The organism is Pseudomonas sp. P1_A1, assembly GCF_056406935.1.
The window spans coordinates 112,065-135,755 of sequence record NZ_JBFTZE010000009.1 but is presented as its reverse complement, the minus strand read 5'-3'; the positions used below and the strand labels follow the sequence as shown (position 1 = coordinate 135,755).

The 23,691-nt window shown below is 60.0% G+C and carries 16 protein-coding genes; 7 read left to right on the top strand and 9 right to left on the bottom strand.

The annotated features are described in order from the left end of the window. Nucleotides 1–355: 355 nt before the first annotated feature. The 3 genes from AC1D2Q_RS15565 to AC1D2Q_RS15555 all read left to right on the top strand — a co-directional run bounded on the left by AC1D2Q_RS15565 (nucleotide 356) and on the right by AC1D2Q_RS15555 (nucleotide 3,839). A complete protein-coding gene (locus AC1D2Q_RS15565; RefSeq protein WP_477813752.1) occupies nucleotides 356–1,519 on the top strand; it encodes a type III PLP-dependent enzyme in 1,164 nt (387 codons plus the stop codon). A 169-nt stretch (nucleotides 1,520–1,688) separates the two neighbouring features. After that, nucleotides 1,689–2,798: an alpha-xenorhabdolysin family binary toxin subunit A gene (locus AC1D2Q_RS15560; protein WP_477813751.1), complete on the top strand. Its 1,110-nt coding sequence runs from the start codon at nucleotides 1,689–1,691 to the stop codon at nucleotides 2,796–2,798. A 39-nt stretch (nucleotides 2,799–2,837) separates the two neighbouring features. After that, nucleotides 2,838–3,839 (top strand): alpha-xenorhabdolysin family binary toxin subunit B, encoded by a 1,002-nt coding sequence (locus tag AC1D2Q_RS15555; protein WP_477813750.1) that lies wholly within the window; start codon nucleotides 2,838–2,840, stop codon nucleotides 3,837–3,839. Here the strand turns inward: AC1D2Q_RS15555 and AC1D2Q_RS15550 are convergent. Together AC1D2Q_RS15550 and AC1D2Q_RS15545 are read right to left on the bottom strand one after the other, a co-directional pair. After that, nucleotides 3,836–4,597 carry a tetratricopeptide repeat protein gene (locus tag AC1D2Q_RS15550; RefSeq protein WP_477813749.1) on the bottom strand — a complete coding sequence of 254 codons (762 nt, stop codon included), beginning with the start codon at nucleotides 4,595–4,597 and terminating at the stop codon, nucleotides 3,836–3,838. The two genes, AC1D2Q_RS15555 and AC1D2Q_RS15550, sit on opposite strands and share 4 nt — an antisense overlap. Continuing rightward, nucleotides 4,594–5,274: a Fe2+-dependent dioxygenase gene (locus tag AC1D2Q_RS15545; RefSeq protein WP_477813748.1), complete on the bottom strand. Its 681-nt coding sequence runs from the start codon at nucleotides 5,272–5,274 to the stop codon at nucleotides 4,594–4,596. Before AC1D2Q_RS15545 ends, AC1D2Q_RS15550 begins: the two co-directional genes overlap by 4 nt. A gap of 206 nt (nucleotides 5,275–5,480) precedes the next feature. Here AC1D2Q_RS15545 and AC1D2Q_RS15540 point away from each other — a divergent pair, with 206 nt between their 5' ends. Both AC1D2Q_RS15540 and AC1D2Q_RS15535 read left to right on the top strand, forming a co-directional pair. Then, nucleotides 5,481–7,739 (top strand): TonB-dependent receptor, encoded by a 2,259-nt coding sequence (locus AC1D2Q_RS15540; protein ID WP_477813747.1) that lies wholly within the window; start codon nucleotides 5,481–5,483, stop codon nucleotides 7,737–7,739. A gap of 149 nt (nucleotides 7,740–7,888) precedes the next feature. Then, nucleotides 7,889–10,417 (top strand): PepSY domain-containing protein, encoded by a 2,529-nt coding sequence (locus AC1D2Q_RS15535; protein WP_477813746.1) that lies wholly within the window; start codon nucleotides 7,889–7,891, stop codon nucleotides 10,415–10,417. Between the two features lie 168 nt (nucleotides 10,418–10,585). Here AC1D2Q_RS15535 and AC1D2Q_RS15530 read toward each other — a convergent pair whose 3' ends face one another. The 4 genes from AC1D2Q_RS15530 to ptsP all read right to left on the bottom strand — a co-directional run bounded on the left by AC1D2Q_RS15530 (nucleotide 10,586) and on the right by ptsP (nucleotide 17,864). Beyond that, a complete protein-coding gene (locus tag AC1D2Q_RS15530; protein ID WP_477813745.1) occupies nucleotides 10,586–12,127 on the bottom strand; it encodes an alkaline phosphatase D family protein in 1,542 nt (513 codons plus the stop codon). A 177-nt stretch (nucleotides 12,128–12,304) separates the two neighbouring features. Next, nucleotides 12,305–14,044, bottom strand: coding sequence for a PTS fructose-like transporter subunit IIB (locus AC1D2Q_RS15525; protein ID WP_477813744.1), 1,740 nt, complete (start codon nucleotides 14,042–14,044; stop codon nucleotides 12,305–12,307). 11 nt (nucleotides 14,045–14,055) lie between these two features. Then, the gene (pfkB, locus tag AC1D2Q_RS15520) at nucleotides 14,056–14,997 is read right to left on the bottom strand and encodes a 1-phosphofructokinase (RefSeq protein WP_477813743.1); all 942 of its coding nucleotides are present in this window, start codon (nucleotides 14,995–14,997) and stop codon (nucleotides 14,056–14,058) included. Next, nucleotides 14,997–17,864, bottom strand: a complete 2,868-nt coding sequence (gene ptsP / locus AC1D2Q_RS15515) for a phosphoenolpyruvate--protein phosphotransferase (RefSeq protein ID WP_477813742.1) — start codon at nucleotides 17,862–17,864, stop codon at nucleotides 14,997–14,999. Before ptsP ends, pfkB begins: the two co-directional genes overlap by 1 nt. Before the next feature lie 302 nt (nucleotides 17,865–18,166). Between ptsP and cra the strand changes: the two genes are divergently transcribed. Continuing rightward, entirely contained in the window at nucleotides 18,167–19,162 is a 996-nt protein-coding gene (cra, locus tag AC1D2Q_RS15510; protein ID WP_477813741.1) for a catabolite repressor/activator, read from the top strand. Nucleotides 19,163–19,165: 3 nt separating this feature from the next. Next, the gene (locus AC1D2Q_RS15505; protein ID WP_477813740.1) at nucleotides 19,166–19,942 is read left to right on the top strand and encodes a TatD family hydrolase; all 777 of its coding nucleotides are present in this window, start codon (nucleotides 19,166–19,168) and stop codon (nucleotides 19,940–19,942) included. Nucleotides 19,943–19,977: 35 nt separating this feature from the next. On the opposite strand, the gene AC1D2Q_RS15500 is transcribed toward AC1D2Q_RS15505, so the two are convergent. The 3 genes from AC1D2Q_RS15500 to ampD all read right to left on the bottom strand — a co-directional run bounded on the left by AC1D2Q_RS15500 (nucleotide 19,978) and on the right by ampD (nucleotide 23,636). Further along, on the bottom strand, nucleotides 19,978–20,682 hold the full coding sequence (locus AC1D2Q_RS15500) for a methyl-accepting chemotaxis protein (RefSeq protein ID WP_477813832.1): 705 nt from the start codon (nucleotides 20,680–20,682) through the stop codon (nucleotides 19,978–19,980). Between the two features lie 1,545 nt (nucleotides 20,683–22,227). Beyond that, entirely contained in the window at nucleotides 22,228–23,064 is an 837-nt protein-coding gene (ampE, locus tag AC1D2Q_RS15495; RefSeq protein ID WP_477813739.1) for a regulatory signaling modulator protein AmpE, read from the bottom strand. Continuing rightward, the gene (ampD, locus tag AC1D2Q_RS15490) at nucleotides 23,061–23,636 is read right to left on the bottom strand and encodes a 1,6-anhydro-N-acetylmuramyl-L-alanine amidase AmpD (RefSeq protein ID WP_028939912.1); all 576 of its coding nucleotides are present in this window, start codon (nucleotides 23,634–23,636) and stop codon (nucleotides 23,061–23,063) included. The genes ampE and ampD overlap by 4 nt, the downstream gene beginning before the upstream one ends. Between the last annotated feature and the right edge of the window lie 55 nt (nucleotides 23,637–23,691).

Here is a 23,691-nt window from a genome sequence, read left to right as displayed (position 1 = left end):
AAAAGCAGTGCAAATCCCTTCAAAATTCCTCATTCGGGGAACATCACACTGTCACGCAGGTCGGTTACATCAGTAGCTGTCAGGGACCGCACGACGGAAGCGTGCAAAAACGCGACATTTTTTGTTGATCTCAAGCCCCTCACGCCCTAAAGTTCGCGCCGAACGTCCATGCTGGAAACGATCCATCCGGCTCAAGTACTGACGACGAGACAGCAAGGCCAAGGGAAGCACCGCCTCCCATGGCCTTTTTGCTTTCGGCGACATGCCTTGGGAAGTAGGCGAACCAAAGTGGGGATACGGAGGGCGTTCATTTGCACCCATTGATAATTTCAGTTTGCCAGTAGGAGTTCCCAGCATGTCGATCAACGTCGAAGACTATTTCGCGCGCGAAACCTTCCAGAAAATGAAGGCCTTCGCCGACAAACAAGAAACCCCGTTCGTGGTGATCGACACCGCGATGATCGCCCAGGCCTACGACGACCTGCGTGCCGGTTTCGAATTCGCCAAGGTCTACTACGCGGTAAAGGCCAACCCGGCCGTGGAAATCATCGACCTGCTCAAAGCGAAAGGTTCGAGCTTCGACATCGCCTCGATCTATGAGCTGGACAAAGTGCTGAGCCGTGGCGTCAGCGCCGACCAGATCAGCTACGGCAACACCATCAAGAAATCCAAAGATATTCGCTACTTCTACGACAAGGGCGTGCGCCTGTACGCCACCGACTCCGAAGCCGACCTGCGCAACATTGCCAAGGCCGCTCCGGGCGCGAAAGTCTACGTACGTATCCTGACTGAAGGCTCGACCACTGCCGACTGGCCTTTGTCGCGCAAATTCGGCTGCCAGACCGACATGGCCATGGACCTGCTGATCCTCGCTCGTGACCTGGGCCTGGTGCCATACGGCATCTCGTTCCACGTCGGTTCGCAACAGCGCGACATCAGCGTCTGGGACGCGGCAATCGCCAAGGTCAAAGTGATCTTCGAACGCCTGAAAGAAGAAGACGGCATCCACCTGAAGCTGATCAACATGGGTGGCGGCTTCCCGGCCAACTACATCACCCGCACCAACAGCCTGGAAACCTACGCTGAAGAAATCATCCGCTTCCTGAAGGAAGACTTCGGCGACGACCTGCCGGAAATCATCCTGGAGCCGGGCCGTTCGCTGATCGCCAACGCCGGCATTCTGGTCAGCGAAGTGGTGCTGGTGGCGCGTAAATCCCGTACCGCTGTAGAGCGATGGGTGTACACGGATGTGGGCAAGTTCTCCGGCCTGATCGAAACCATGGACGAAGCCATCAAGTTCCCGATCTGGACCGAGAAGAAAGGCGAGATGGAAGAAGTGGTCATCGCCGGTCCAACGTGCGACAGCGCCGACATCATGTATGAAAACTACAAGTATGGTTTGCCGCTGAACCTGGCCATTGGTGATCGTTTGTACTGGTTGTCGACCGGTGCGTATACCACCAGTTACAGCGCGGTTGAATTCAATGGCTTTCCGCCGCTGAAATCGTTTTACGTTTAACAAGCAATAGCCCACTGAGAAAACCCGTGAACTTCACGGGTTTTTTTATTTCTGCTTACAGCTAGAACAACTTAATTTCCAACTCCATATATCGTTACACACCCATCAAACACCCAAGCCCAAAGTAAAGTTATGCTGCGCGMTCACCAACTTGAAATGGATTTCAAACATGCAACTTAATCAAGTACCACTCTATACCGCCGAAACCATTAACAAAGGCTTTGCCTTTAGCGCATCGCCACCCATTGTTACCAAAGGAGACATCCAACGAATCAAAGAATACATTACCGCCGCCAAGTCACTTCCAGTGAATATCGACGATATTAAGATCCTGTTAAAAAGCGAACATACTGGCATCGCGGGACTGGAGCCTTATGACATTGCAAATACCTGTGCCAAAATCGTCACTAATGCCAATAGCTGGAACGATATCGAGCTGTCGATGAAAAGAGTCGCTGGCAGCCTCCAGACATTTTCTGAAGACCTGCGGTACTTCGGAGACGACATTATCGCCGCCATTGAAACAATGCCGGGCTACCAAAATTACATTGGCACAATTGAAGGCCTGACTGACGAAGAGATCGCCAAACTTCCCGAGTTAAAAATTGGGCAAGATGAGAAAAACAGGTTTCCGTCCATCAAGGACTCTATCCAGTTCATTGCCAGTTCCATCGAACAAAAGAAAACCAGCAGCACTGACATCCAGCTTCGCCTGAAACACTTCAAAACCGAGCTGACGAATGTGGTCGCGGTGTTGATTGGAGAAAAGCTCAAGCTGGCCGGCAACCACGAATTGAATGCCGAGATCACCCGACTCAATGCTGCAATTGATGAAGCCCAACACTTGGTCGATGAAAAAACCAGGGAGTACGAACCCAATTTCTTTGAATCCTTCATGTCGTTCATCGACCCGCTGGGCTACAAACTTCTGCAGATCAAAGCCATGCTGCAGGACGCCCATGTAGCGCCATTGATCCGACGTCGGGATGAACTCACCGAGCAAGTTCGCAAGAAAAGCGTTCTGACAGGTACCTTGTTGACCCTCCACACCCGTTTGTACAACGTCGACTCCTACCTCATCGGAGCGGCGGAAAGTACTGCACATCTGGAAACCTTGTGGATCACGATTTCCGAATACATCGACTCGTCAAAAAACAAAATTGACGGCATTCACGCATTCCTGACACTCAGGTCCTTTGTTTCGAGCCTGAAAGTGGTGCTCAGCAACTGGAAGAACATTGAATCCAACGCCAAAGCATTAATCAAAGCATTCGACTGATACCAAAGCCAATCTAACCCACTATAAATAAGGATATTTATGAGCACGCCATCGTACACCGCACCTGACATGTCGATTATTCGCGACAGCCGAGAAACCATTCGCTATCAGGCCATTATCGGCTCCGCTGACCTGTATATCGAAGCCCTGCGCAATGAGCTGATCAAGCTTAATGCTCAAATCACTGAGACAGACCAGGTCGCGTCCAAGACATTAACGTCTGCAATCATCAGCCTGGAAACCACGGCACTCAACGAGACGCTGGAAGCGCTGATCGCTCTGTCAGCCGGCGAAGTGAATGCACAAACCAAAATCGCCATTGAGTCCTATACCAAAGTGGCCACACAATTGATTTCGATGTGCACTAACAAACTGGATGAAGTGCAGACAGAACTCAGCGACGCTATCTACAGTGTCCGGTATTCCTCCATCAGCAATAATCGATACAAGATTGCCGAACTGGCGCAAGCTCGCGAGGCGTTGGTCATTGAGCTGGACAAAGAAAAGCCACCCGTGGACAAGCTGCTCGAAGATGAAAAGGTCTTGAACGAAGCGATCAGCCTGTTTGAAAGCCTCAGCTTCATTGATCGCCTGAAACCTCTGCTGGAGCAACTGACAGGGATGATCGGCAATCAACCTGAAACACCTCAATCCGCCGCGTTGAAGGCTGGCATTGTGGTCGCGAACAAGTTTCTTGATGAGGCAAACGAACTGATCAAATACCAGGACCTGATCAGAGCTCGAACCACGCTACGGGTTCGCCTTAAAGATCGACAAGATCGCCTGGACTCTCTCGTCACCCAAATGAGCGACATCGACAAGAAAGTCAAACAGCTGAACGACACGAAAAAGGTGATCGAACCGCGCGATTCGTATGCGGATGAAACGAGCAACATTGTCGAAGCCGTGTCGCTGTTTCTCGAAACCATCACCGAGGGTGCCGGAAATGACGTCTTCAAAAAGGGTCAAAAGCTGATCGCCCAGGCCAAGCCTTTCAAGCGCTACCTGGAAAACCTTAAAGGCCAGTGGCTGCGCGGCTAACCCAATGGTTGAGCGAGTTCGGACGCACGCTGGTGATACTTCCCAGCCATCGCACGAATCCTGGGGTGGGGAGCGTTATTCAGCGCCTCCCCACTCACCCGCAAAAAGTTCTGGTTGCCGGCGGCTAATGCCCGACGCAGCCAGGACAGTGCTTCGTCAACCTGCCCCTCATCTGCCAACAGCGCCGCATAACTGAACTGCCCCCGAAAATCCCCGCCTTCGGCGGATCGCCGATACCAAAGCCGTGCCGCCAATGGATCAGCAGGGCAATCCTGTCCTTCTTCCAGATATCGTCCAAGCAGGTTCATCGATTTCGCGTGGCCCAATTCGGCTGCCTGTCGATACAGACTCAGTGCTTGCCGCTGGTTCTCGGTCACCCCGCGCCCAGTCGCCAGCAGATTGGCGTAGTTGTACATCGCCCAATCCAGCCCGGCTTCAGCGGCGACTCGATAATGCCCTGCGGCGACCGTCGCATCGGCGGCGCAACCCCAGCCATGTTCATGGCAACGCCCGAGCATATTGCGCGCCATCAAGTGCCCGCCCTGAGCCGCAATCCCGAACCAGCGCAGCGCCAGCGGCTGATCCCGCTCGATACCCCGCCCGTCCAGCAAAATCTGTCCCAGCAAGGCCTGGGCATCCAGCACACCTTCACGGGCGGCGATCAGAATCGCCTGGGCTGCGCGCGCCGGGCTTTCCTCCAGCATGGCCTTGAGGCGATCACCGTCGAGGACTTCCTCGCGGCGCAATTGATAACTCATACCTCGACCCAGCGACGCAACAGGTTGTGGTAAGTACCGGTCAGGCGGATCAATGAAGGATGGTCGGGCAAGTCCTGGGTCAGCTGCTGAATCGCCCCGTCCATCTCGAACAGCAAAGCGCGCTGGTTGTCTTCACGCACCAGGCTTTGCGTCCAGAAAAACGATGCGTAGCGGGTTCCACGCGTGACGGCGTTGACCTTGTGCAGGCTGGTGCCGGGATACAGGACCATATCGCCGGCCGGCAATTTCACGCGCTGAGTGCCGAAGGTGTCCTGGATTTCCAGTTCGCCGCCGTCGTAATCCTCCGGTTCACTGAAGAACAGCGTCGCCGACAGGTCGGTGCGCACCCGCTCGATGCTGCCCTTGGGCTGACGCACGGCATTGTCGATGTGGAAGTCGAAACTGCCACCGGCCGTGTAACAGTTCAGCAATGGAGGGAATACCTTGTGCGGTAATGCCGCTGACATGAACTGCGGATTTTTCCACAGCCGTTCGAGCATTGCCGCACCGATTTCCTTGGTCAACGGATGTCCTTCAGGCAGTTGCAGATTGTGCTTGGCCTTCGCCGACTGGTAACCGGCGGTGATTTTGCCATCGGCCCAATCCGCCTGCGCCAGGGCCTCGCGAATGCGCTGCACTTCTTCTTTCGCGAACACGCCGGGAATGTGCAACAACATCGAAAGACACCTGAAAGCAAAGGGATGTTAATGGTATTGATTCTTATTGCACATGTAAAACCCAAGAGACGAATGAAACCGCAAAAACCGTAAAGGCAAATTGTAAAGAATGTAAATTTGTCTCAAATAGCAATGTCTCGCAATTGATACAGATACGTATTTACTCTACATTCCGCGACCTCAAATCCTTGGGGAGGGGAATTCACATGTCACGCCAACAACCACAATCAACGGTCAGTTCACCGCGTTTGCTCGCCTCTGCAATTGGCGTGGCGATCACCGCCGGCTCTGCGGGCCACATGGTTTTCGCAACCGAGAAGGCCGACGAAAAAGCACCCGGCAATGCGATTTCCCTGGACGCCACCAGCGTTGTAGGCGAGCAGGATGACACCTCCTACAAGACCGATACCTCGGCCTCCAGGAAGTACACCGCGCCACTGCGCGAGACGCCGAAAAGCGTCACCGTGATCCCGCAACAAGTGATTCGCGACACCGGCGCCACCAGCCTGGTCGACGCCCTGCGCACCACGCCGGGTATCACCTTTGGTGCCGGCGAGGGCGGCAACCCGGCCGGCGATCGTCCGATCATTCGCGGCTTCAACGCCGAAAGCGATGTGTTCATCGACGGCATGCGCGACGTGGCGTCCCAGAGCCGCGAGATCTTCAACGTTGAGTCGATCGAGGTCAGTAAAGGCCCGGGGTCAGCCTTCACCGGCGCCGGTTCCACCGGTGGCAGCCTGAACCTGGTGAGCAAGACCGCCAAGCTGGGCAATGCCTACAACGGCGGCTTCACCTGGGGTTCGGACCAGACCAAGCGCACCACCCTCGATCTGAACCAGCAGATGACCGACACCTCGGCGTTCCGGCTGAACCTGATGAAGCACGAAGCCAACGTCGCCGGGCGTGATGCCGTGGACGTCAGTCGCTGGGGCGTGGCACCGTCCTTCGCCTTCGGCCTGGGCACCGATACCCGCTTGACCGTCGACTACTACCACGTCGAAACCGACGACATGCCCGACTACGGCATCCCGTTGACCTTGAGCCCCAACCGTAGCAAGTACAACGTCGACAAGCCGGCCAACGTTAACCGCGACAACTTCTACGGCCTCACCGGTCGCGACTATCGCCAGACCAGCAACGACAGCGGCACCATCAAGCTCGAGCACGATCTGAACGATAGCCTGACCGTGTCGAACAGCTTTCGCATGTCCCGTTCGACCCTGGACTACATCGTCACCAACCCTGACGACAGCAAGGGCAACGTGGCCAACGGCAGTGCTTACCGTGGCGCGAAGAGCCGTAACTCGACGTCCAGTGGCTGGATCAACCAGACCGACCTGAGCGCCAAATTCAACACCGGCGCCATCGAGCACAGCCTGGTGACCGGTCTGGAGTTTTCCTATCAGGACACCCACAACCGTCCGTACCTCCTGACCTCCAGTGCCAGCGGCACCCGGTGCAACCGTGCCCTGTTCAACTCCGGCGACTGCACCAGCCTGTACAACCCGACGCCTGGGGATAACTGGAACGGCACGATCACCGACAGCAACGCCTTCACCGACACCGACACCAAGACCGCCGCGGCCTACGTGTTCGACACCCTGAAGTTCAACGAGCAATGGTCCCTGAACCTGGGCCTGCGTTATGACAACTACCAGGTCGAATCCAGCGGCTTCGCCAACGCCAGCAGCACGGCACCCGCGGGCAGTTTCTCCCGTCAGAACACCAGCGATCTGCTGAACTACCAGATCGGCGTGGTCTACAACCCGCTTCCAAACGGCAGTATCTATGCCGCCTACTCGACGTCCAGCAACCCGGCCGGCGAAACCAGCGGCAACGGTGGCCTGGAACTGGCGGCGAACAACAGCAGTCTGGACCCGGAAAAGAACCGCAACTACGAGATCGGCACCAAGTGGGACTTCTTCGGTGACGACCTGTCGCTGACCGCCGCACTGTTCCGCACCGAGAAAACCAACGCGCGTATAAACGATCCGGACGGCGGCACCACCCAAGTGCTGGACGGCGAACAGCAGGTCAATGGCCTGGAACTGACCTACACCGGCAAGCTGACCCGTAACTGGCGAGTCTTCGGCGGCTACACCTACATGGACAGCGAAGTGGTCAAAACCACTCTCGCCGCCGATGAAGGCAACCACATGCCAAGCACCCCACGGAACAACTTCACGTTCTGGTCGACCTACGACCTGGTGCCGGACAAGTTGACCGTCGGTGCCGGTGCGACCTTCGTCGATTCCCAGTTCGGCAACGTCGCCAACTCGGTGGAGATCCCGTCCTACTGGCGTTACGACGCAATGGCCAGCTACCGTCTGACCAAGAACGTCGACCTGCAACTCAACGTACAGAACCTGGCCGACAAGCGTTACTTCGACCAGGTATTCCAGACGCACTATGCCCACGTGGCGCCGGGCCGCACTGCCCTGCTGAGTGCCAACTTCCACTTCTGATAACAGAAGCGTGAAGGCCAAAGCGCTTAGGCAAAAGCCCCGTTCATCAAAGTGAACGGGGCTTTTGTGTGTAAAAAAGAATGCTTCTCGACAACTCACGGCATAATGCGCGCCGTGATGATGAATTTTGAACGAACAAGGCGAGCGACGTGTTGAAGAAATCCCTGTTCCAGTTGCACTGGTTTTTCGGCATCAGCGCCGGACTGGTCCTGGCCCTGATGGGCATTACCGGGGCGGCAGTCTCGTTTCAGGATGAAATCCTGCGAACGCTGAACCCCTCCGTGCTGCACGTCGAGAAGCAGATCGCCGGCGTGCTGCCACCGGCCGAACTGGTGGAAAAAATCGAAAGCGCTTCGGGCAAGACCGTCTCGATGCTCTGGGTCGAGACCGATAGCGGCAACGCTGCGCGGGTGATCTTCACGGCACCGCCCGGCGAACGTCGCGGGCAGATGCGCTATTTCGACCCGTACACTGCCGAGTTCATGGGCGATGCCACCGGCCAGGACTTTTTCGGCCTGATGCTGCAACTGCACCGTTTCCTCGCCATGGGTGATACCGGCCGGCAGATCACCGGTGCCTGTACGCTGATTCTGCTGTTCTTCTGCCTGTCCGGCCTGTACCTGCGCTGGCCGCGCCAGTGGAAAAACTGGCGCGCCTGGCTGACGCTGGACTGGAAGAAGAAGGGTCGCAGCTTCAATTGGGACCTGCACTCGGTGGCCGGCACCTGGTGCCTGATGTTCTACCTTTTGGCGGCACTGACCGGGTTGTCCTGGTCGTACGAGTGGTACAACAAAGGGCTGACCAGGCTGCTGTCCGATTCGCCGCAAAACGAGCGGGGTCGCAGTGGTCGCGGCCCTGCGCCAAGCGGCCCGGCGCCTACCGCCGATTACGCCGCCATGTGGAGCAGTATCTACAGCGCCGCCGGTCCTGGTCTTTCGTCCTACAACGTTCGGATGCCGCCCGTGGCCGGGCAACCGGCCACCGTGTTCTACCTGCTGAAGGATTCGCCCCACGACCAGGCACGGAACCAGATCACCCTCGATCCGGTGACCGGCGCCGTCAGCCGTCATGACCGCTACAGTGACAAGAGCCTCAAGGCGCAGTTGCTGACCAGTATCTATGCGCTGCACGTCGGCAGTTATTTCGGGATGGTCGGGCGGATCATCCTGACCATCGCCGCGCTGAGCATGCCGCTGTTTTTCGTCACGGGCTGGTTGCTGTACCTGGACCGTCGGCGCAAGAAACGGCAGATCAAGGATGCCCGTAAAGGCCTTGAGCAACCGGGTAGCGACGCACCGGCATGGCTGATCGGCTTCGCCAGCCAGAGCGGGTTTGCCGAGCAGCTCGCCTGGCAGACTGCCGGGCAATTGCAGGCCGCCGGGTTACCGGTGAAGGTTCAACCGCTGGCCGATGTCAGCGAACAGGACCTGCGAAACTCCAGCAACGCGCTGTTTGTGGTCAGCACCTTCGGCGACGGCGAAGCGCCGGACAGCGCCCGCGGTTTCGAACGTAAAGTGCTGGGGCGTGCACCGAGTCTCGAAAGCCTGAACTATGCCGTGCTCGGCCTCGGCGACCGCCAGTATCAACACTTCTGCGGCTTCGCCCGCCGCTTGCACACCTGGCTGGGCGAGCACGGCGGCAAGACCTTGTTCGCCCCGGTTGAAGTCGACGGGGGCGACTCTTACGCCCTGCGTCACTGGCAACAGCAACTCGGCCTGCTGACGGGTCAGGCACCGGTCGACACCTGGCAAGCGCCCAGCTACGACAACTGGACCCTGACCCGCCGTGAGCTGATGAACCCGGACAGCAGCGGTGCTCCAGTGTACTTGCTCGGCCTCACCGCTCCCAGCACCAGCAGTTGGCTGGCCGGTGATCTGGTGGAAGTGCTGCCGCGCAATGGTGCGTGGGCGATCGAGCATTTCCTCGATGGCCTGGGAATTGACGGTCGGGCCACGGTTGAACTCGATGGCCTGTCGCAGTCTCTGGAACAAGCCCTGGCCAGCCGCCAACTGCCCGAAAACCGCGCTCATCTGGTCGGCCTGCACGCGCAAGCGCTGGTGAATGCCTTGGTGCCACTGGCCCTGCGCGAATACTCCATCGCCTCGATCGCCGCCGACGGCGTGCTGGAGTTGATCGTGCGTCAGGAATTGCACCCCGATGGCAGTCTGGGCATCGGCTCCGGCTGGTTGACCGAACACGTGCCTGTGGGTAGCCACATCAGCCTGCGGGTGCGGTGCAACAGTGGTTTCCATCTGCCGAACGAACCGGTACCGATGATCCTGCTGGGCAACGGCACCGGCCTGGCCGGGCTGCGCAGTTTGCTCAAGGCACGGATTGCCGACGGGCAGCAGCGTCACTGGCTGCTGTTTGGCGAGCGTAATCGCGAGCACGATTTTCTGTGCCGTGCCGAGCTGGAAGAATGGTTGATCAACGGTGATCTGGCGCGTCTGGATCTGGCGTTTTCCCGCGATCAGGCCGAGAAAATCTATGTACAGGATCGCCTGCGCGAGTCTGCCGGTGAGTTGAAGAAATGGTTGGCCGATGGCGCCGTGATTTACATCTGCGGCAGCTTGCAGGGAATGGCGTCAGGAGTGGACCAAGTGCTTAACGACGTGCTGGGTGCGGATGAAGTCGAGCGCCTGATCGAACAGGGCCGCTACCGCCGCGACGTCTACTGACACCGTTGATCCCTGTTGATGTTTGATCGTTCCCACGCGCAGCAAAGAAATGCCTTAACGGACGCTCCGCGTTCGGCTTGAAAGGGACGCGGAGCGTCCCGGGCGGCATTCCCACGCAGAGCGTGGGAACGATCATCAACGCAGAACGCAGGAACGATCATGCTGCCCTCATACCGGCTGCAACTTACGCTCAAACACCCCCACCCCGTCCAGATCCCGCAGCACGACACTCAATTCCCCCGTCTGCCCATCGATGTTCACCTCGCCAAAAAACTGAAACCCGGCAAACGGCGAGGTGTTCTGCGCCGCGGGTGCCTTCTGGAATACCACCTCGGGGCCGAAGGTTTTATCCAGCGCATTCGGCCCGAAGCTCCCCGCATTCAGTGGCCCCGCGACAAATTCCCAGAACGGTTCGAAGTCCTGGAACGCCGCGCGATCAGGATGGTAATGGTGCGCCGCACAGTAATGCACATCCGCCGTCAGCCAAACGAAATTGCGCACCTGCTGCGCCCGCAGAAAGCCCAGTAATTCAGCGATCTCCAGTTCACGGCCCTGAGCCGGACCCGGATCACCGTTGGCCACCGCCTCCCAACGCGCCACACCGGGGCTGACTTCGCCGTCCGGGACGCCGAGGCCGATGGGCATGTCGGCGGCGATGACTTTCCATTGAGCCCGGGAGCCTTTCAATTCACGTTTGAGCCAATCCAATTGCTCTCGACCGAGGAACGGTTTGGCGACACCGAGGTTGTCGTCATTGGCACCTCGATAACTGCGCATGTCGAGCACGAACACATCGAGCATCGACCCATAACTCAGCTTGCGATAAATCCGCCCGCCACCGTCGGCGCTCTGCAAACGCATCGGCGCATATTCGAGCCAGGCTTGCCGCGCGCGGCCCACCAGGCTGTGGATATCTTTGCTCTTGTAGCGATCATCCAGTTGCTTGCCCGGCGACCAGTTGTTCACCACTTCGTGGTCGTCCCACTGCCAGATCTGCGGCACTTCTGCGTTGAAGCGACGGACGTTTTCGTCCATCAGGTTGTAGCGGTAATTGCCGCGATACTCGTCGAGGGTTTCGGCGACTTTGCTCTTGGCTTCGCTGGTGATGTTGCGCCACACCCGGCCGCTTTCAGTGGTCAGTTGCGCCGGCACCGGGCCGTCGGCGTAGATGGTGTCACCGCTGTGGATAAAAAAGTCCGGCAGGCGCAAACGCATGGCTTCGTAGATGCGCATGCCGCCGATGTCCGGGTTGATGCCGAAGCCTTGGCCAACCGTGTCGCCACTCCAGACGAAACGAATATTCCGCCGAGCGCTGGGCACACTGCGCAGATGGCCGAACCAGGGTTCGCTGGCGACACCGCTCTGGGCGTCTTCGAACGTCACGCGGTAGAAAATCGCCTGATCGGCGGGCAGGCCGGTGAGTTCGACCCGAGCGGTGAAATCGGTGCCGGCATCGGCCAATGGCGAGACGAATCGACGAGGGTTACTGAACAGGCTGCGCGTGTCCCATTCCACCACCATCCGCGCCGCACGGTCGCTACGGCTCCAGATCATCGCCCGGTCGCCCAACAGGTCGCCGGACTGCACACCATCGGTGAGTTGCGGTCGATCCTTGACCGATGCAATCACCGCCGGCGCCAGGCCGGGCAGCAACAGCCCGGCCCCGACAGCTTGTATGACACGACGGCGGCCGAGGTCGAATTCGCTCATGGTGCTCTCCCTGAAAAAGGAAAACTAAAGCATGGCCGCATGAATCAGGTATGACACAAAAAAGATCGTCCGAACGCAGCCCGAGCCTCCGACAGCTCCAGGCTCGATGTACTCCGCCATATCGCGGTCAAACACAATCCCACTGTAGGAGCTGCCGAAGGCTGCGATCTTTTGCTTTTAGGCGTTGGCCGGCTCCAGTGCCAATTCCACCGCCTCAGGCCGCTTGAGCACCGAATACACCACCGCCGTCAGCAGACTCCCGGCCACAATCGCCAGCAGATACAACAGCGCATGGTTGATCGCATTCGGAATCAACATCACGAACAACCCACCGTGAGGCGCCATCAGTTTGCAGCCGAAGTACATCGACAACGCGCCGGTCAGCGCGCCGCCGGCGATGCTCGCCGGAATCACCCGCAACGGGTCTTTGGCCGCGAATGGAATCGCCCCTTCGGAGATAAAGCACAGCCCCAGCACCAGCGCCGCTTTACCGGCCTCGCGTTCCGTCTGGGCGAACTTGCGCCGGGCGATGAACGTGGCGATGCCCAGCCCGATCGGCGGCACCATGCCGGCGGCCATGGTCGCGGCCATCGGTGCATAACTCTGCGACGCCAGCAGCCCCACCGAAAACGCGTAAGCCGCCTTGTTGATCGGCCCGCCGAGGTCGACGCACATCATGCCGCCCAGCAACACACCGAGCAGAATGGCGTTGGTGGTGCCCATGCTGTCGAGGAAGTGGGTGAGCCCCGCGAGCATCCCGGCCACCGGTTTGCCGACCACGTAGATCATCACCAGACCGGTGAACAGGCTCGCCAGCAACGGGATGATCAGGATCGGTTTCAGCGCCTCAAGACTCTGCGGCAAACGCGCATAACGGTTGATCGCCTGAGCCGCGTAGCCGGCGATGAAACCGGCAATGATCCCGCCGATGAAACCGGCACCGAGCGTGCTCGCCAGCAAACCACCGATCATCCCCGGCGCCAGGCCCGGGCGGTCGGCGATCGAATAGGCGATGTACCCCGCCAGCAACGGCACCATCAGTTTGAACGCTGTTTCGCCGCCGATCTGCATCAGCGCCGCCGCGAGCGTGCCTTGCTCCTTGAACGCAGTGATGCCGAACACGAAGGACAAGGCGATCATCAGACCGCCCGCCACCACCATCGGCAACATGAACGAGACACCGGTCAGCAGGTGTTTGTAGAGGCCGGTCTTTTCTTGCTTGGCCGGGCCTTTGGCGCCGGTCGCAGCGCTTTCCTGCTTGCCCTCGGCCAGAGCCTTATTCAGCGTCGCTTCGGCCTGTTTCAGGGCGATGCCGGTACCACAACGGTAAATTTTCTTGCCGGCGAAACGCTCGGTGGCGACTTCAATGTCTGCCGCCAGCAGCACTACATCAGCATCGGCAATCGCCTCTGCGCTAAGCGGATTGCGCGCGCCGACCGAACCCTGGGTTTCCACTTGCAGGTCGTAACCCAGACGCTTGGCCGCTTGTTGCAAGGCTTCGGCGGCCATGAAGGTGTGGGCGACACCGGTCGGGCACGCGGTGACGGCCACCAGGCGTGGCGCCTGTTTAGCAACCGCAGCAGGTTCAGCGGTGGCTGCGGGCGCTACGTAAACCTCGGCTTCCTCGACCCCACGGCGCAGCACGGCTTCGACATCTTGCAGGGCCTGGGCCGGGGTGCTCTGGAACACCCGTTTGCCGATAAACCGCGACATATCCACCGGCGCGCTGGTGACCAGCAACACCCACTCGGCGGCCTCGATGATCGCCGCCGACAATTGACGTTCCGGATGGGCTGCATCCACGACTTCGACGCTGGTGCTCCAGCCCTGACGCTGGGCCGCTGCATCGAGCAGACGAGCGCACAGCACACTGGTGACCATGCCGTTCGGGCAGGCCGTAACAATGGCTAATTTCATTGCAAACCCTCTTATTGTTCTGTCAGGGGGCGCAGGCGCACGCCCTGTTCGAGCTGCGCCAGTTGCGCAACGTCGCCGATGCCAAAACCGATCTGGGTGACGGCCATGGCGGCAATCGCGGTGGCGGTGCGCAAGGTCTGTTCGGGCGTGTCGGCACTGAGCAAGCCGTGCAGCATGCCCGCCAGCAACGAATCCCCCGCACCGACGGTGCTGGCCACGCTGACCTTGGGCGGCGTGGCGTGCATCGCCGAGCCGACACTGAACCAGTTCACCCCGTCCGCACCGTGGGAAATCACCACGTGCTCGATGCCATGAGCATGCAAACGGCTCGCTGCCTCGGCTTGGGCACCCACGGAAACCACTTCGCAATCCAGTGCTTCAGCCAGCTCTTCGGTGTTGGGCTTGATCAGCCACGGGCCGGCCGACAGGCCAGCACGCAAGGCTTCACCGCTGGTGTCGAGCGCAACGTTCAAGCCGCGTTTTTTCAAGCGCAGGATCAACTCCCGCAACCATTGAGCACTCACGCCACGGGGCAAACTGCCGGCCACCACGACGGCGTCATGCCCTGGGGCAATCTGGTCGAGCCGATCGAGCAAGGCCTGCTGCGCCGCTTCACTGACCCGCGGCCCCGGGCCGTTGATGTCGGTGATGCGCCCATCGCTTTCCGCCAGTTTGATGTTGCTGCGGGTCTCGCCGGGGACGCGGATAAACGCGTCGGTGAAACCCCGTTTGGCGAACAGGGTTTCGAACGCCTGAAGGTTATCTTCCCCGAGAAACCCGCTGACAGTCAGCTGATGCCCGAGGTCGGCCAGCACCTGCGCCACGTTCACCCCTTTGCCGGCGGCGTGTGTGTGCATTTCGTCGCTGCGATTGACCTGACCGGGCAAAAGCACCGGCAACTGAACGGTGAGGTCCAGCGCCGGATTGAGGGTCAGGGTTAATATCTTGGCCATTACAGCGCCTCCACTAATGCGCGGACTTCGTTCGCGCTGCCCACGGCCAGGGCCTGTTGGGCAAGGGTTTGAGTCTGGGTCAGGCTGAGTTCACGAATGCGCGCCTTGACCTCGGCAATGCTGCGGCCCGACACGCTCAACTCATCCACACCCAGGCCCACCAGCACCGGCACCGCCAGCGGATCGGCCGCCAGTTCACCGCACACGCCGACCCACTTGCCATGAGCATGAGCCGCACGCACGGTGATGTCGATCAGTTGCAGCACCGCCGGGTGCAAGCCGTCAGCCTGGGCCGACAAAGTCGGGTGACCACGGTCGATGGCCAGGGTGTACTGGGTCAGGTCGTTGGTGCCGACGCTGAAGAAGTCCACTTCCTTGGCCAAGACCGGCGCCAGCAAGGCGGCCGACGGCACTTCGATCATGATCCCCAGTTGCAGATCGGCGACCGGAATTTCCAGACGCAGACGTTCGGTCATGTCCCGAGCCTGGCGCCATTCATCGACGCTGCCGACCATCGGGAACATGATCCGCAAGGGACGGTTATCCGCCGCACGCAGCAAGGCGCGCAATTGCGCCTCCATGACCTGCGGACGTTGCAGGGTCAGGCGAATGCCACGCACACCGAGGAACGGGTTCTCTTCTTTGGCGATCGGCCAGTACGGCAGCGGTTTGTCGCCACCGACGTCGAGGGTGCGCACTACCAGCGGTCGCCCAGCCAGGCCATCGAGTACGCGACGGTATTCGACTTCCTGGGTGGCTTCGTCCGGCGCTTGTGAATGAGCCATGAAAATCAGTTCGGTGCGCAACAGGCCAATGCCTTCGGCGCCCTGCTCCACCGCGCTGGTGACACCTGCGCTTTCACCGATATTGGCGAACACTTCCACAGGGTGGCCGTCGGTGGTCAGCGCCGGTTGATGGCGCTGTTCGGCGGCGGCTTTGAGGCGCAGTTCGCGGGTGTCGCGCTCTTCGGTGGCGCGCTGCAAGGTCGCGGCATCGGCGTCCACGTGCAGGCGGCCGCGTTGGCCATCGATCAACAGCGGCGTGCCCGGTTTCAGCAGCAACACGGCGGCGCCGGCGCCCACCAGTGCTGGAATACCCAGGGCCCGAGCGACAATCGCACTGTGGGCCGTGGCACCACCGCGAGCGGTGAGAATGCCGGCGACGCGCGTCGGATCAAGACGCGCCACATCCGACGGGCCGACTTCGTCCATCACCAGAATGTACGGTTGCGCAGGCTCCGCAGGCGTTTCGACGCCACACAAATGCGCCAGCACCCGACGGCCAATGTCGCGCAAGTCGGCGGCCCGTTCGGCGAGCAACGCGTCCTGCAGCGCTTCCTGTTGTTTGGCAGCGGCTTCGATCACCGTCATCCACGCCGCTTCGGCACTTTCACCTTGCTTGAGGCGGGTTTCGACTTCGTCGGTCAATTCCGGATCGTCGAGCATTTCCTGATGGGTGATGAAAATCTCGCGAATCGCTTTGGCCTTGCTGCGCTCGATCAGGCCTTCGATGTCACGACGCACATCGGCCAGCGCTTGCTTGAGACGCTCGCGCTCGATGGCCGCAGACTCACCGCGCAGCGGGTAATCGATGACTTGCAGCACTTGAATATGCGCCGGGCCGATGGCGATCCCGGGTGCCGCGGCAATCGCCTGAATCAGACTGCCGGAGGCCGGTGCGAGCAGTGTTTCGGCGACCTCCACCTCCACGAGCACTTCGCGCTGCTGGCTCACCACGGGCAACGGCTCGACTTCTTCACCGAGGCCTTCTTCGATGGCCGCCAACAAGGCCGGCAAGGCGTCGGCAGCGATGACCGGTTCGGCGATGAGTTCCAGCACCTGGCCGCGACGGGCGCCAAGGCTGAGCAGTTTGCTCAAACTCTTCACCGACACCGCGCTGTCGTTGCCATCAACGATACGTATACGGATCTCGCCTTCAAAACTTTTCGCCAGTTGCGCGAGGATCTTCGCCGGGCGCGCATGCAAACCGTGGGCGTTGGCCAGGGCAATGCGTGCGCTCGGCCAGTCCGCCGGCACTTCACCGCCAAGGACTTCCAGCACCGCGCGGCTGCTGGTGGCACGGCCCAATTCATGGCCGCGACCTTCAATCAGCAACGCGCAAAGACGTTCGAGCAGTGCCTGGTGGGCTTCACCGAGGCTGGCCAGGCAGAACAGCCCGCTCAGCGGCTGACCGAGGTAGCGGATGGGTTTGTCCGGGGTAACGAACGCCAGGCCCGGACGCTTCACTGTTTGCTCGCTGTGCAGCCACCACAGGCCATCGCCCAGCGGCAACGCTTCGACCTGCTGCAAGACGCCGGCAAAACCGTTGCTCACGCAATCGGCCTGACGCAGCAAACGGGCACCGCGCCAAACCAGCTCTTCGAAGTCATCGGCGGACACACCGAGGCCGATCATCTGTGCGTCCAGTGCCAGCTCTTGTGGCGCGCCTTGCAGCAATTTCAGCAAGGCTTCGGCGGAACTGGCGCGGCGCAGGGCCTGGCCCAGATCGGTTTCACCGAGGGCACGGGTCAGCAGTTGCAGCAGGCGCAGGTGTTCATCGGATTTGGCGGCGATACCGATGGCCAGATAAACGATATGGCCATCGCCCCAGTCCACGCCGTCAGGAAACTGCATCAGCCGCACGCCAGTGGCGAATACCTGATCGCGGGTTTCTGGAGTGCCATGGGGGATGGCAATACCTTGGCCGAGAAAGGTCGAGCCCTGGGCTTCCCGGGCCTGCAAGCCGGCGAGGTAACCGTCGGCCACCAGGCCATCGGTCACGAGTCGGTCAGCGAGCAATTGCAAGGCGGTGGCTTTATCCACAGCCGACTGGCCCATGGATATCTGCTCTATGGTGAGCTCGAGCATGCTTTCTCCTTTTTGGCGCCGTGTGACGCCAGGTATTGTTTTGATTGGATTCAGCTTAGGCGTTTTGAGAACACCTTTTCAGACGCAGTTTTGGCGGTTTTGCGGCAGAACCGGCCAAAGCGACCTATAACGTAGAAAATACGCCTGCTGAAACGTTTAATCTAGAATCTTAGGCACGTTACTCGATAATGTCTCATCCTTGAAGTCCAAATGTCGGATGTGCTGCGACAATGGTCGCCTGCCTCAATCGGGTAGGATTGGCGAAAATGTCGGGGCACGCTCTAAAAACAAGGAATACCGGGTTGAAACTCAGCGATATTGCACAATTGGCCGGCGTCTCCGTGACCACCGCCAGTTACGTCATCAATGGCAAGGCCGAACAGCAACGCATCAGCAGCGCCACCGTCGAGCGCGTGCGGGCAGTGGTCGAACAACATGGCTTCACGCCCAACCCGCAGGCCGCCGGGCTGCGCAGTCGGCACACCCGCACCCTGGGCTTCATTCTGCCGGACCTGGAAAACCCCAGTTACGCGCGAATCGCCAAACTGCTGGAACAAGGCGCCCGGGCGCGCGGCTATCAGCTGCTGATCGCCAGCTCCGACGATGCGCCGGACAGCGAACGGCAATTGCTGCAACTGTTCCGCGCCCGCCGCTGCGATGCGCTGATCGTCGCCAGTTGCCTGCCAGCCGGTGACGACAGCTATCGCCAGTTGCAGGCCAAAGGCATTCCGATCATCGCCATCGACCGGGTGATGGAGCCCGAACATTTCTGCTCGGTGATCAGCGATGATCGCGAAGCCAGCCTGCACCTGACCCGCAGCCTGCTGACCCCGCTGCCAAAACAGATCGCGCTGCTCGGCGCACGCCCCGAATTGAGTATCAGCCAGGAGCGGGCGGCGGGCTTCAAGGAAGCGCTGAACGGCTTCAAAGGCGAGGTGCTGATCGAGCACGGCGAGTCGTTCAGTCGTGAGTGCGGCAAACAATTGATGGATGAATTAATTCAGCGCCTGGGCCATTTGCCGGATGCGCTGGTGACCACGTCCTACGTGCTGCTTCAGGGCGTTTTCGATGCCTTGCACGACTTCCCGCTTAAAGCTCGCCCGCTGCGTCTGGGCACCTTCGGTGATACGCAATTGCTGGACTTCCTGCCTCTGCCGGTCAATGCCATGTCCCAGCAACATCAGCTGATCGCCGACAAAGCCCTGGAACTGGCAGTGGCCGCCATCGAACAGACCGATTACCAGCCCGGCGTGCAGGCCATCGCGCGGACGTTCAAGCAGCGTATTCTTCAGGACTGAACCGTGGAACTGATCGACACCCACACTCACCTGGATTTTCCGGACTTCGACCCGGATCGTCAGGCGTTGCTGGCCGAGAGCCGCGCCCTCGGCGTGCGGCGGATGGTGGTGCTGGGGGTGTATCAGGCCAATTGGCAGCGGGTCTGGGAGCTGGTGCAAAGCGATCCCGATCTGTACGCGGCGTTTGGTTTGCACCCGGTGTATCTGGATGACCATCGCCCCGAAAATTTGTCCGAACTCGGTGACTGGCTGACGCGGCTAGCGGGCCATCGCCAGCTATGCGCGGTGGGCGAGATCGGTCTGGATTACTTCATCGAAACTCTGGATCGTGAACGTCAGCAAACGCTGTTCGACGCCCAACTGCAACTGGCGGCGGACTTCAATCTTCCAGCATTGATTCATGTGCGACGCAGCCACGCAGCGGTGATCGCCACACTCAAAAGGTTTCGCTTGAAACGGGCGGGGATCATTCATGCCTTCGCCGGCAGCCAGGAAGAGGCTCGCGAATACATCAAGCTCGGTTTCAAACTCGGCCTCGGCGGCGCCGCGACCTGGCCGCAGGCCTTGCGCATGCACCGGGTGATTGCCGGTTTGCCCCTTGAATCGGTGGTACTGGAAACCGACTCACCGGACATGGCCCCCGCCATGTTCCCCGGCCAACGCAACAGCCCGGCCCATTTGCCAGCGATCTGCGAGGCACTGGCCGCCCTCATGGCAATCAGCCCCGAACAACTGGCCGCTGCCAGCACGGCCAACGCCTGTGAGCTGTTCAACTGGTAATCCGTTGATTCCCATATTTGATCTGCTTCGTGGCATCAAACCCGGAACGCGCTGATCAATTGCTTTAATTCCACCACCTGCGCCGACAACGCCCGACTGGCATTTTCGGTCTGGTGCGCGCCTTCGGCTGTACGCTCGCCGGCGCGGTTGATCTCGACGATGTTCTGGTCGATATCGTGGGCCACGGCGGTCTGCTGCTCTACCGCAGCAGCAATCTGCTGGTTCTGGTCGACGATCATGCCGACGGCGCCGAGGATGTTTTCCAGCGCCTGCCGGACCTTTTCCGACTGCCCGACCGTGCCGCTAGCCATCTGATGGCTGCTGCCCATCGCCTTGACCGCCGCACCGACACCGCTGTGCAACTTGGCGATCATCTGCTCGATTTCTTCAGTTGATTGCTGGGTGCGTTTTGCCAGGGTCCGCACCTCGTCCGCCACCACCGCAAAACCACGACCCTGCTCGCCCGCGCGCGCGGCTTCGATGGCGGCGTTGAGGGCCAGCAGGTTGGTTTGTTCGGCAATGCTTTTGATCACTTCCAGCACACGACTGATGGACTGACTGTCGCTGGCCAGTTGATTGATCACCCGCACCGACTGATCGATCTCGCTGGCCAGTGCAGCGATGCTGCCCTGCTGGGACTCCACCAATCCGCGACCGCTGATGGTCTCGTCATTGACGCTGTGGGCGCTGCTGACGGCCGCAGAGGCACTGCGCGCCACCTCCAGGGAAGTGGCCGACATCTGGTTCATCGCGGTGGCGACCTGTTCGATCTGCATACGCTGCCCCGCCACCGCCTGGTTGCTCTGGGCGGACACGCTTTCGACCTGCCCGGCCTGGCGCTCGACCTCGCTGACGGTCTGCCCCACTCGCTCGATCAGATCATGGATTTTCTTCACGGTGCCGGTGAACACCTCGCCCAACTCGCCCAGTTCGTCGCGGCTGTTGGCGCTGAAGGTTACGGTCATGTCACCGGCCGCCACCTTGTCCATCACCGCGCCCAGACGCTTGAGGGTGGTGCGGGTCGAGGCGTAGAACCCGCCATAGAGGTAAAAAATCAACACGAACACCAGCGCCAGTGCCACCGCCTGCAACACCATGTGGGTACGGTGCTGCTCCAGCCGCTGCTGCAACTGGGTGCCGAGAAACTTCAGGGTGGCTTCGTTGAGTAGATAGGTCTGGTCCATCAGGCCCGTGACCTGATCGAAAAACGCCTGCCACGGCGCATCGAGGGTGTCGGCCATCACCACCTGTTCTTCGAACAGTTCACTGGCCTTTTTCAGGGAGGCCTTGCTGCTTTCTGCCTGAGCCGCCAGGGTTTCGCGCGCGGTTTTACTGGAGCCCAGTGCGTCCTTCAACTTCAGGCCGTATTCGGCCTGAAGCTTTTCGATCTGCGCCAGCAACTCATCGAATCGGGTACTCGAGGCCGAATTGAGAAAACCCTGCCCCAGCGAGTAAGCCCCCATCGCCCGGCCTTCGCCGAGTGTCTGGGTAACGGCCGGCGTGACGTTGGTAATGAGTTCGCTCAGCTGCCGCATGTCGCTCTGGCTGTCGCGGCTCAGGCCGGCCTGACTGGCGATGATCTGGCTGAAAATCTGCGCGTTACCGAGCAACTTGCCGATCAGCGCACTTTTGCTTTGCAGGGAGTTTTCCGTTTGCTGGGCCTTGAACGCGGCGATCATTTCATCGCGTTTGCCATCGAAAAACGTGATTTGTTCCGGGTCAGTGGTCATCGCCGCCAGCCCCTGCAAACGGCTCAGGACGCTTTGCTCCAGGGTGCTGATCGTCGACTCGACATTGCCGGCCTTTCCGGACTGGCCCAGGCTGACGTTGATCTGTACCAGGTTGTTCAGGGTCTCCAGGTCCCGACGCAGGCTCAGGCCGCTGCCCAACAGGTCGAGGCTCTGCAACTCGATCCGGGTGCCCTGGAATTCGCGATAGGAGTCGCGTACCAGATAGAAGTTGGTCACCAGCATCGGCACGAGGAACAGCACGCTGATCAGGCTGAACTTCATGCCGAAGCTCAGGCGGTTCATCAGCGCGACGGCGGGATAGAGCAAGCTCTTCACTGTGAAGTCTCCCTTTGATTTCTTATTTTTATTGGCAGGCGCGCAGAGACGGCAGATAGCCACTATTGGCGCTGCCTCTGTATAGCCTAAATCGGAGGGAGGTTTTGTAACTTAAGGTTAACGAAAAAGATCGCAGCCTGCGGCAGGCAGCTCCTACAGATTCACCCGATCCCTGTAGGAGCTGCCGCAGGCTGCGATCTTTTCGGTACTACGCAGAAATCAGTGCAAAACTGTCCACAACGCAAACCCGGCATACCAAAGCACCGCCGCGCGCAGCAGCAGTTCCCAGATCCGGTCCAGGCTGTTGATGCCGTCCGGGCCGACCACCGGCGCCGGAATTTCACCGGCCACCAGCCCGACCTTCTCGATCAGTTGCGCGGCGCTGATGTTCCAGTTCAGCAGCTCATGTAGCATCACCCGGCTGACCGCGACAAAGTTGCCGACCAGCGCGAAGCTCGCCGCCAGCAACCGCACCGGCACCCAATCGAACGCGTGGCGCAGTTGTGTCGCGCGCTCGACCACGGCCGGGTTCTGCCCATGCTCTTCGGCCAGCGCCAGCAGCCGATAGCTCAGGGCCGCGACCGGGCCCAGCAGGAAGTACCAGAAGATCACCGCGAAAAAGCTCTGATAGGCTTCCCACAGCAGATGCCCTTGCACCCGCTCCAGCAATTGCTCGCCGCTGTCAGCRCAGATATCCAGGTCGCGTTTGGCCACATGGGCGGCAGCCTGCAGGTCTTCCCGGCGCCAGGCATCGCGAAACGGCCCCAGGCCGGCCAGCAGATCGCCACGGCCCAGACTGTAAATCACCACCAACAGGTGCACGGGCAACGCCAGCAAGCCATAGGCCACCGGGTCCAGCACCACCAACAGCAACCCCAGCAGCGCCACCGGCAACAACACCAGCACCACCAGTATCAGCCACGGACGGTTGGTCATGCGTGGGCTCACTTCAAGCTTGTTCAGCTCGCGCACCCAACCCGCATCTCGTTGAACCCGATGGCGCAGGGCCGAGAATTTCTCGATCCAGACCGCTAACAGTAGCACCAGAAAACTCATTGTTGCTCCTCTTCTTCCTGAGCGGCTTTTGCCAGGGCCGCACGATAGCGCGCCCAGTCAAACGCCGGTCCCGGATCAGTCTTGCGCCCGGGTGCAATGTCGCTATGCCCACAGATACGTTGCGCGGTGATGCCCGTGAAGGCGCTTTGCAGCTGTCGGGTCAGAGTCGTCAACGCCTGATACTGCGCATCGGTAAACGGTAGATCATCCGTGCCTTCAAGCTCGATGCCCACGGAAAAATCGTTACAGGTCTCCCGTCCCTCGAAACACGAAACGCCGGCGTGCCAGGCGCGCTCAAGACAAGAGACAAACTGAGTGACGGTGCCGTCACGTTCAATCAGAAAGTGCGCAGACACCCGCAGGTCGGCGATCCCTGCAAAGTAGGGATGTTCCGTGACATCCAGACGATTCTGGAAAAATTCCTGCACCTTGCCGGTCAGAAACTGCGCGGGCGGCAGACTGATGTTGTGGATCACCAGCAGGGAAATCTCGCCCTCGGGGCGCGCATTGAAGTTGGGCGAAGGGCATAAACGCACACCCTGACACCAACCACTCGCGGGGTCCAACTGCATACAGGCTCCTTCAACGACAACTGTGTTGGCGCCCAGTATGCCGCGATAGACCCTC

Coding starts and splice junctions, on each gene's coding strand:
- AC1D2Q_RS15565 (WP_477813752.1), top strand. CDS start 356: ATGTCGATCAACGTCGAAGACTATTTCGCGCGCGAAACCTTCCAGAAA.
- AC1D2Q_RS15560 (WP_477813751.1), top strand. CDS start 1,689: ATGCAACTTAATCAAGTACCACTCTATACCGCCGAAACCATTAACAAA.
- AC1D2Q_RS15555 (WP_477813750.1), top strand. CDS start 2,838: ATGAGCACGCCATCGTACACCGCACCTGACATGTCGATTATTCGCGAC.
- AC1D2Q_RS15550 (WP_477813749.1), bottom strand. CDS start 4,597: ATGAGTTATCAATTGCGCCGCGAGGAAGTCCTCGACGGTGATCGCCTC.
- AC1D2Q_RS15545 (WP_477813748.1), bottom strand. CDS start 5,274: ATGTTGTTGCACATTCCCGGCGTGTTCGCGAAAGAAGAAGTGCAGCGC.
- AC1D2Q_RS15540 (WP_477813747.1), top strand. CDS start 5,481: ATGTCACGCCAACAACCACAATCAACGGTCAGTTCACCGCGTTTGCTC.
- AC1D2Q_RS15530 (WP_477813745.1), bottom strand. CDS start 12,127: ATGAGCGAATTCGACCTCGGCCGCCGTCGTGTCATACAAGCTGTCGGG.
- AC1D2Q_RS15525 (WP_477813744.1), bottom strand. CDS start 14,044: ATGAAATTAGCCATTGTTACGGCCTGCCCGAACGGCATGGTCACCAGT.
- pfkB (WP_477813743.1), bottom strand. CDS start 14,997: ATGGCCAAGATATTAACCCTGACCCTCAATCCGGCGCTGGACCTCACC.
- ptsP (WP_477813742.1), bottom strand. CDS start 17,864: ATGCTCGAGCTCACCATAGAGCAGATATCCATGGGCCAGTCGGCTGTG.
- AC1D2Q_RS15500 (WP_477813832.1), bottom strand. CDS start 20,682: ATGTCGGCCACTTCCCTGGAGGTGGCGCGCAGTGCCTCTGCGGCCGTC.
- ampD (WP_028939912.1), bottom strand. CDS start 23,636: ATGCAGTTGGACCCCGCGAGTGGTTGGTGTCAGGGTGTGCGTTTATGC.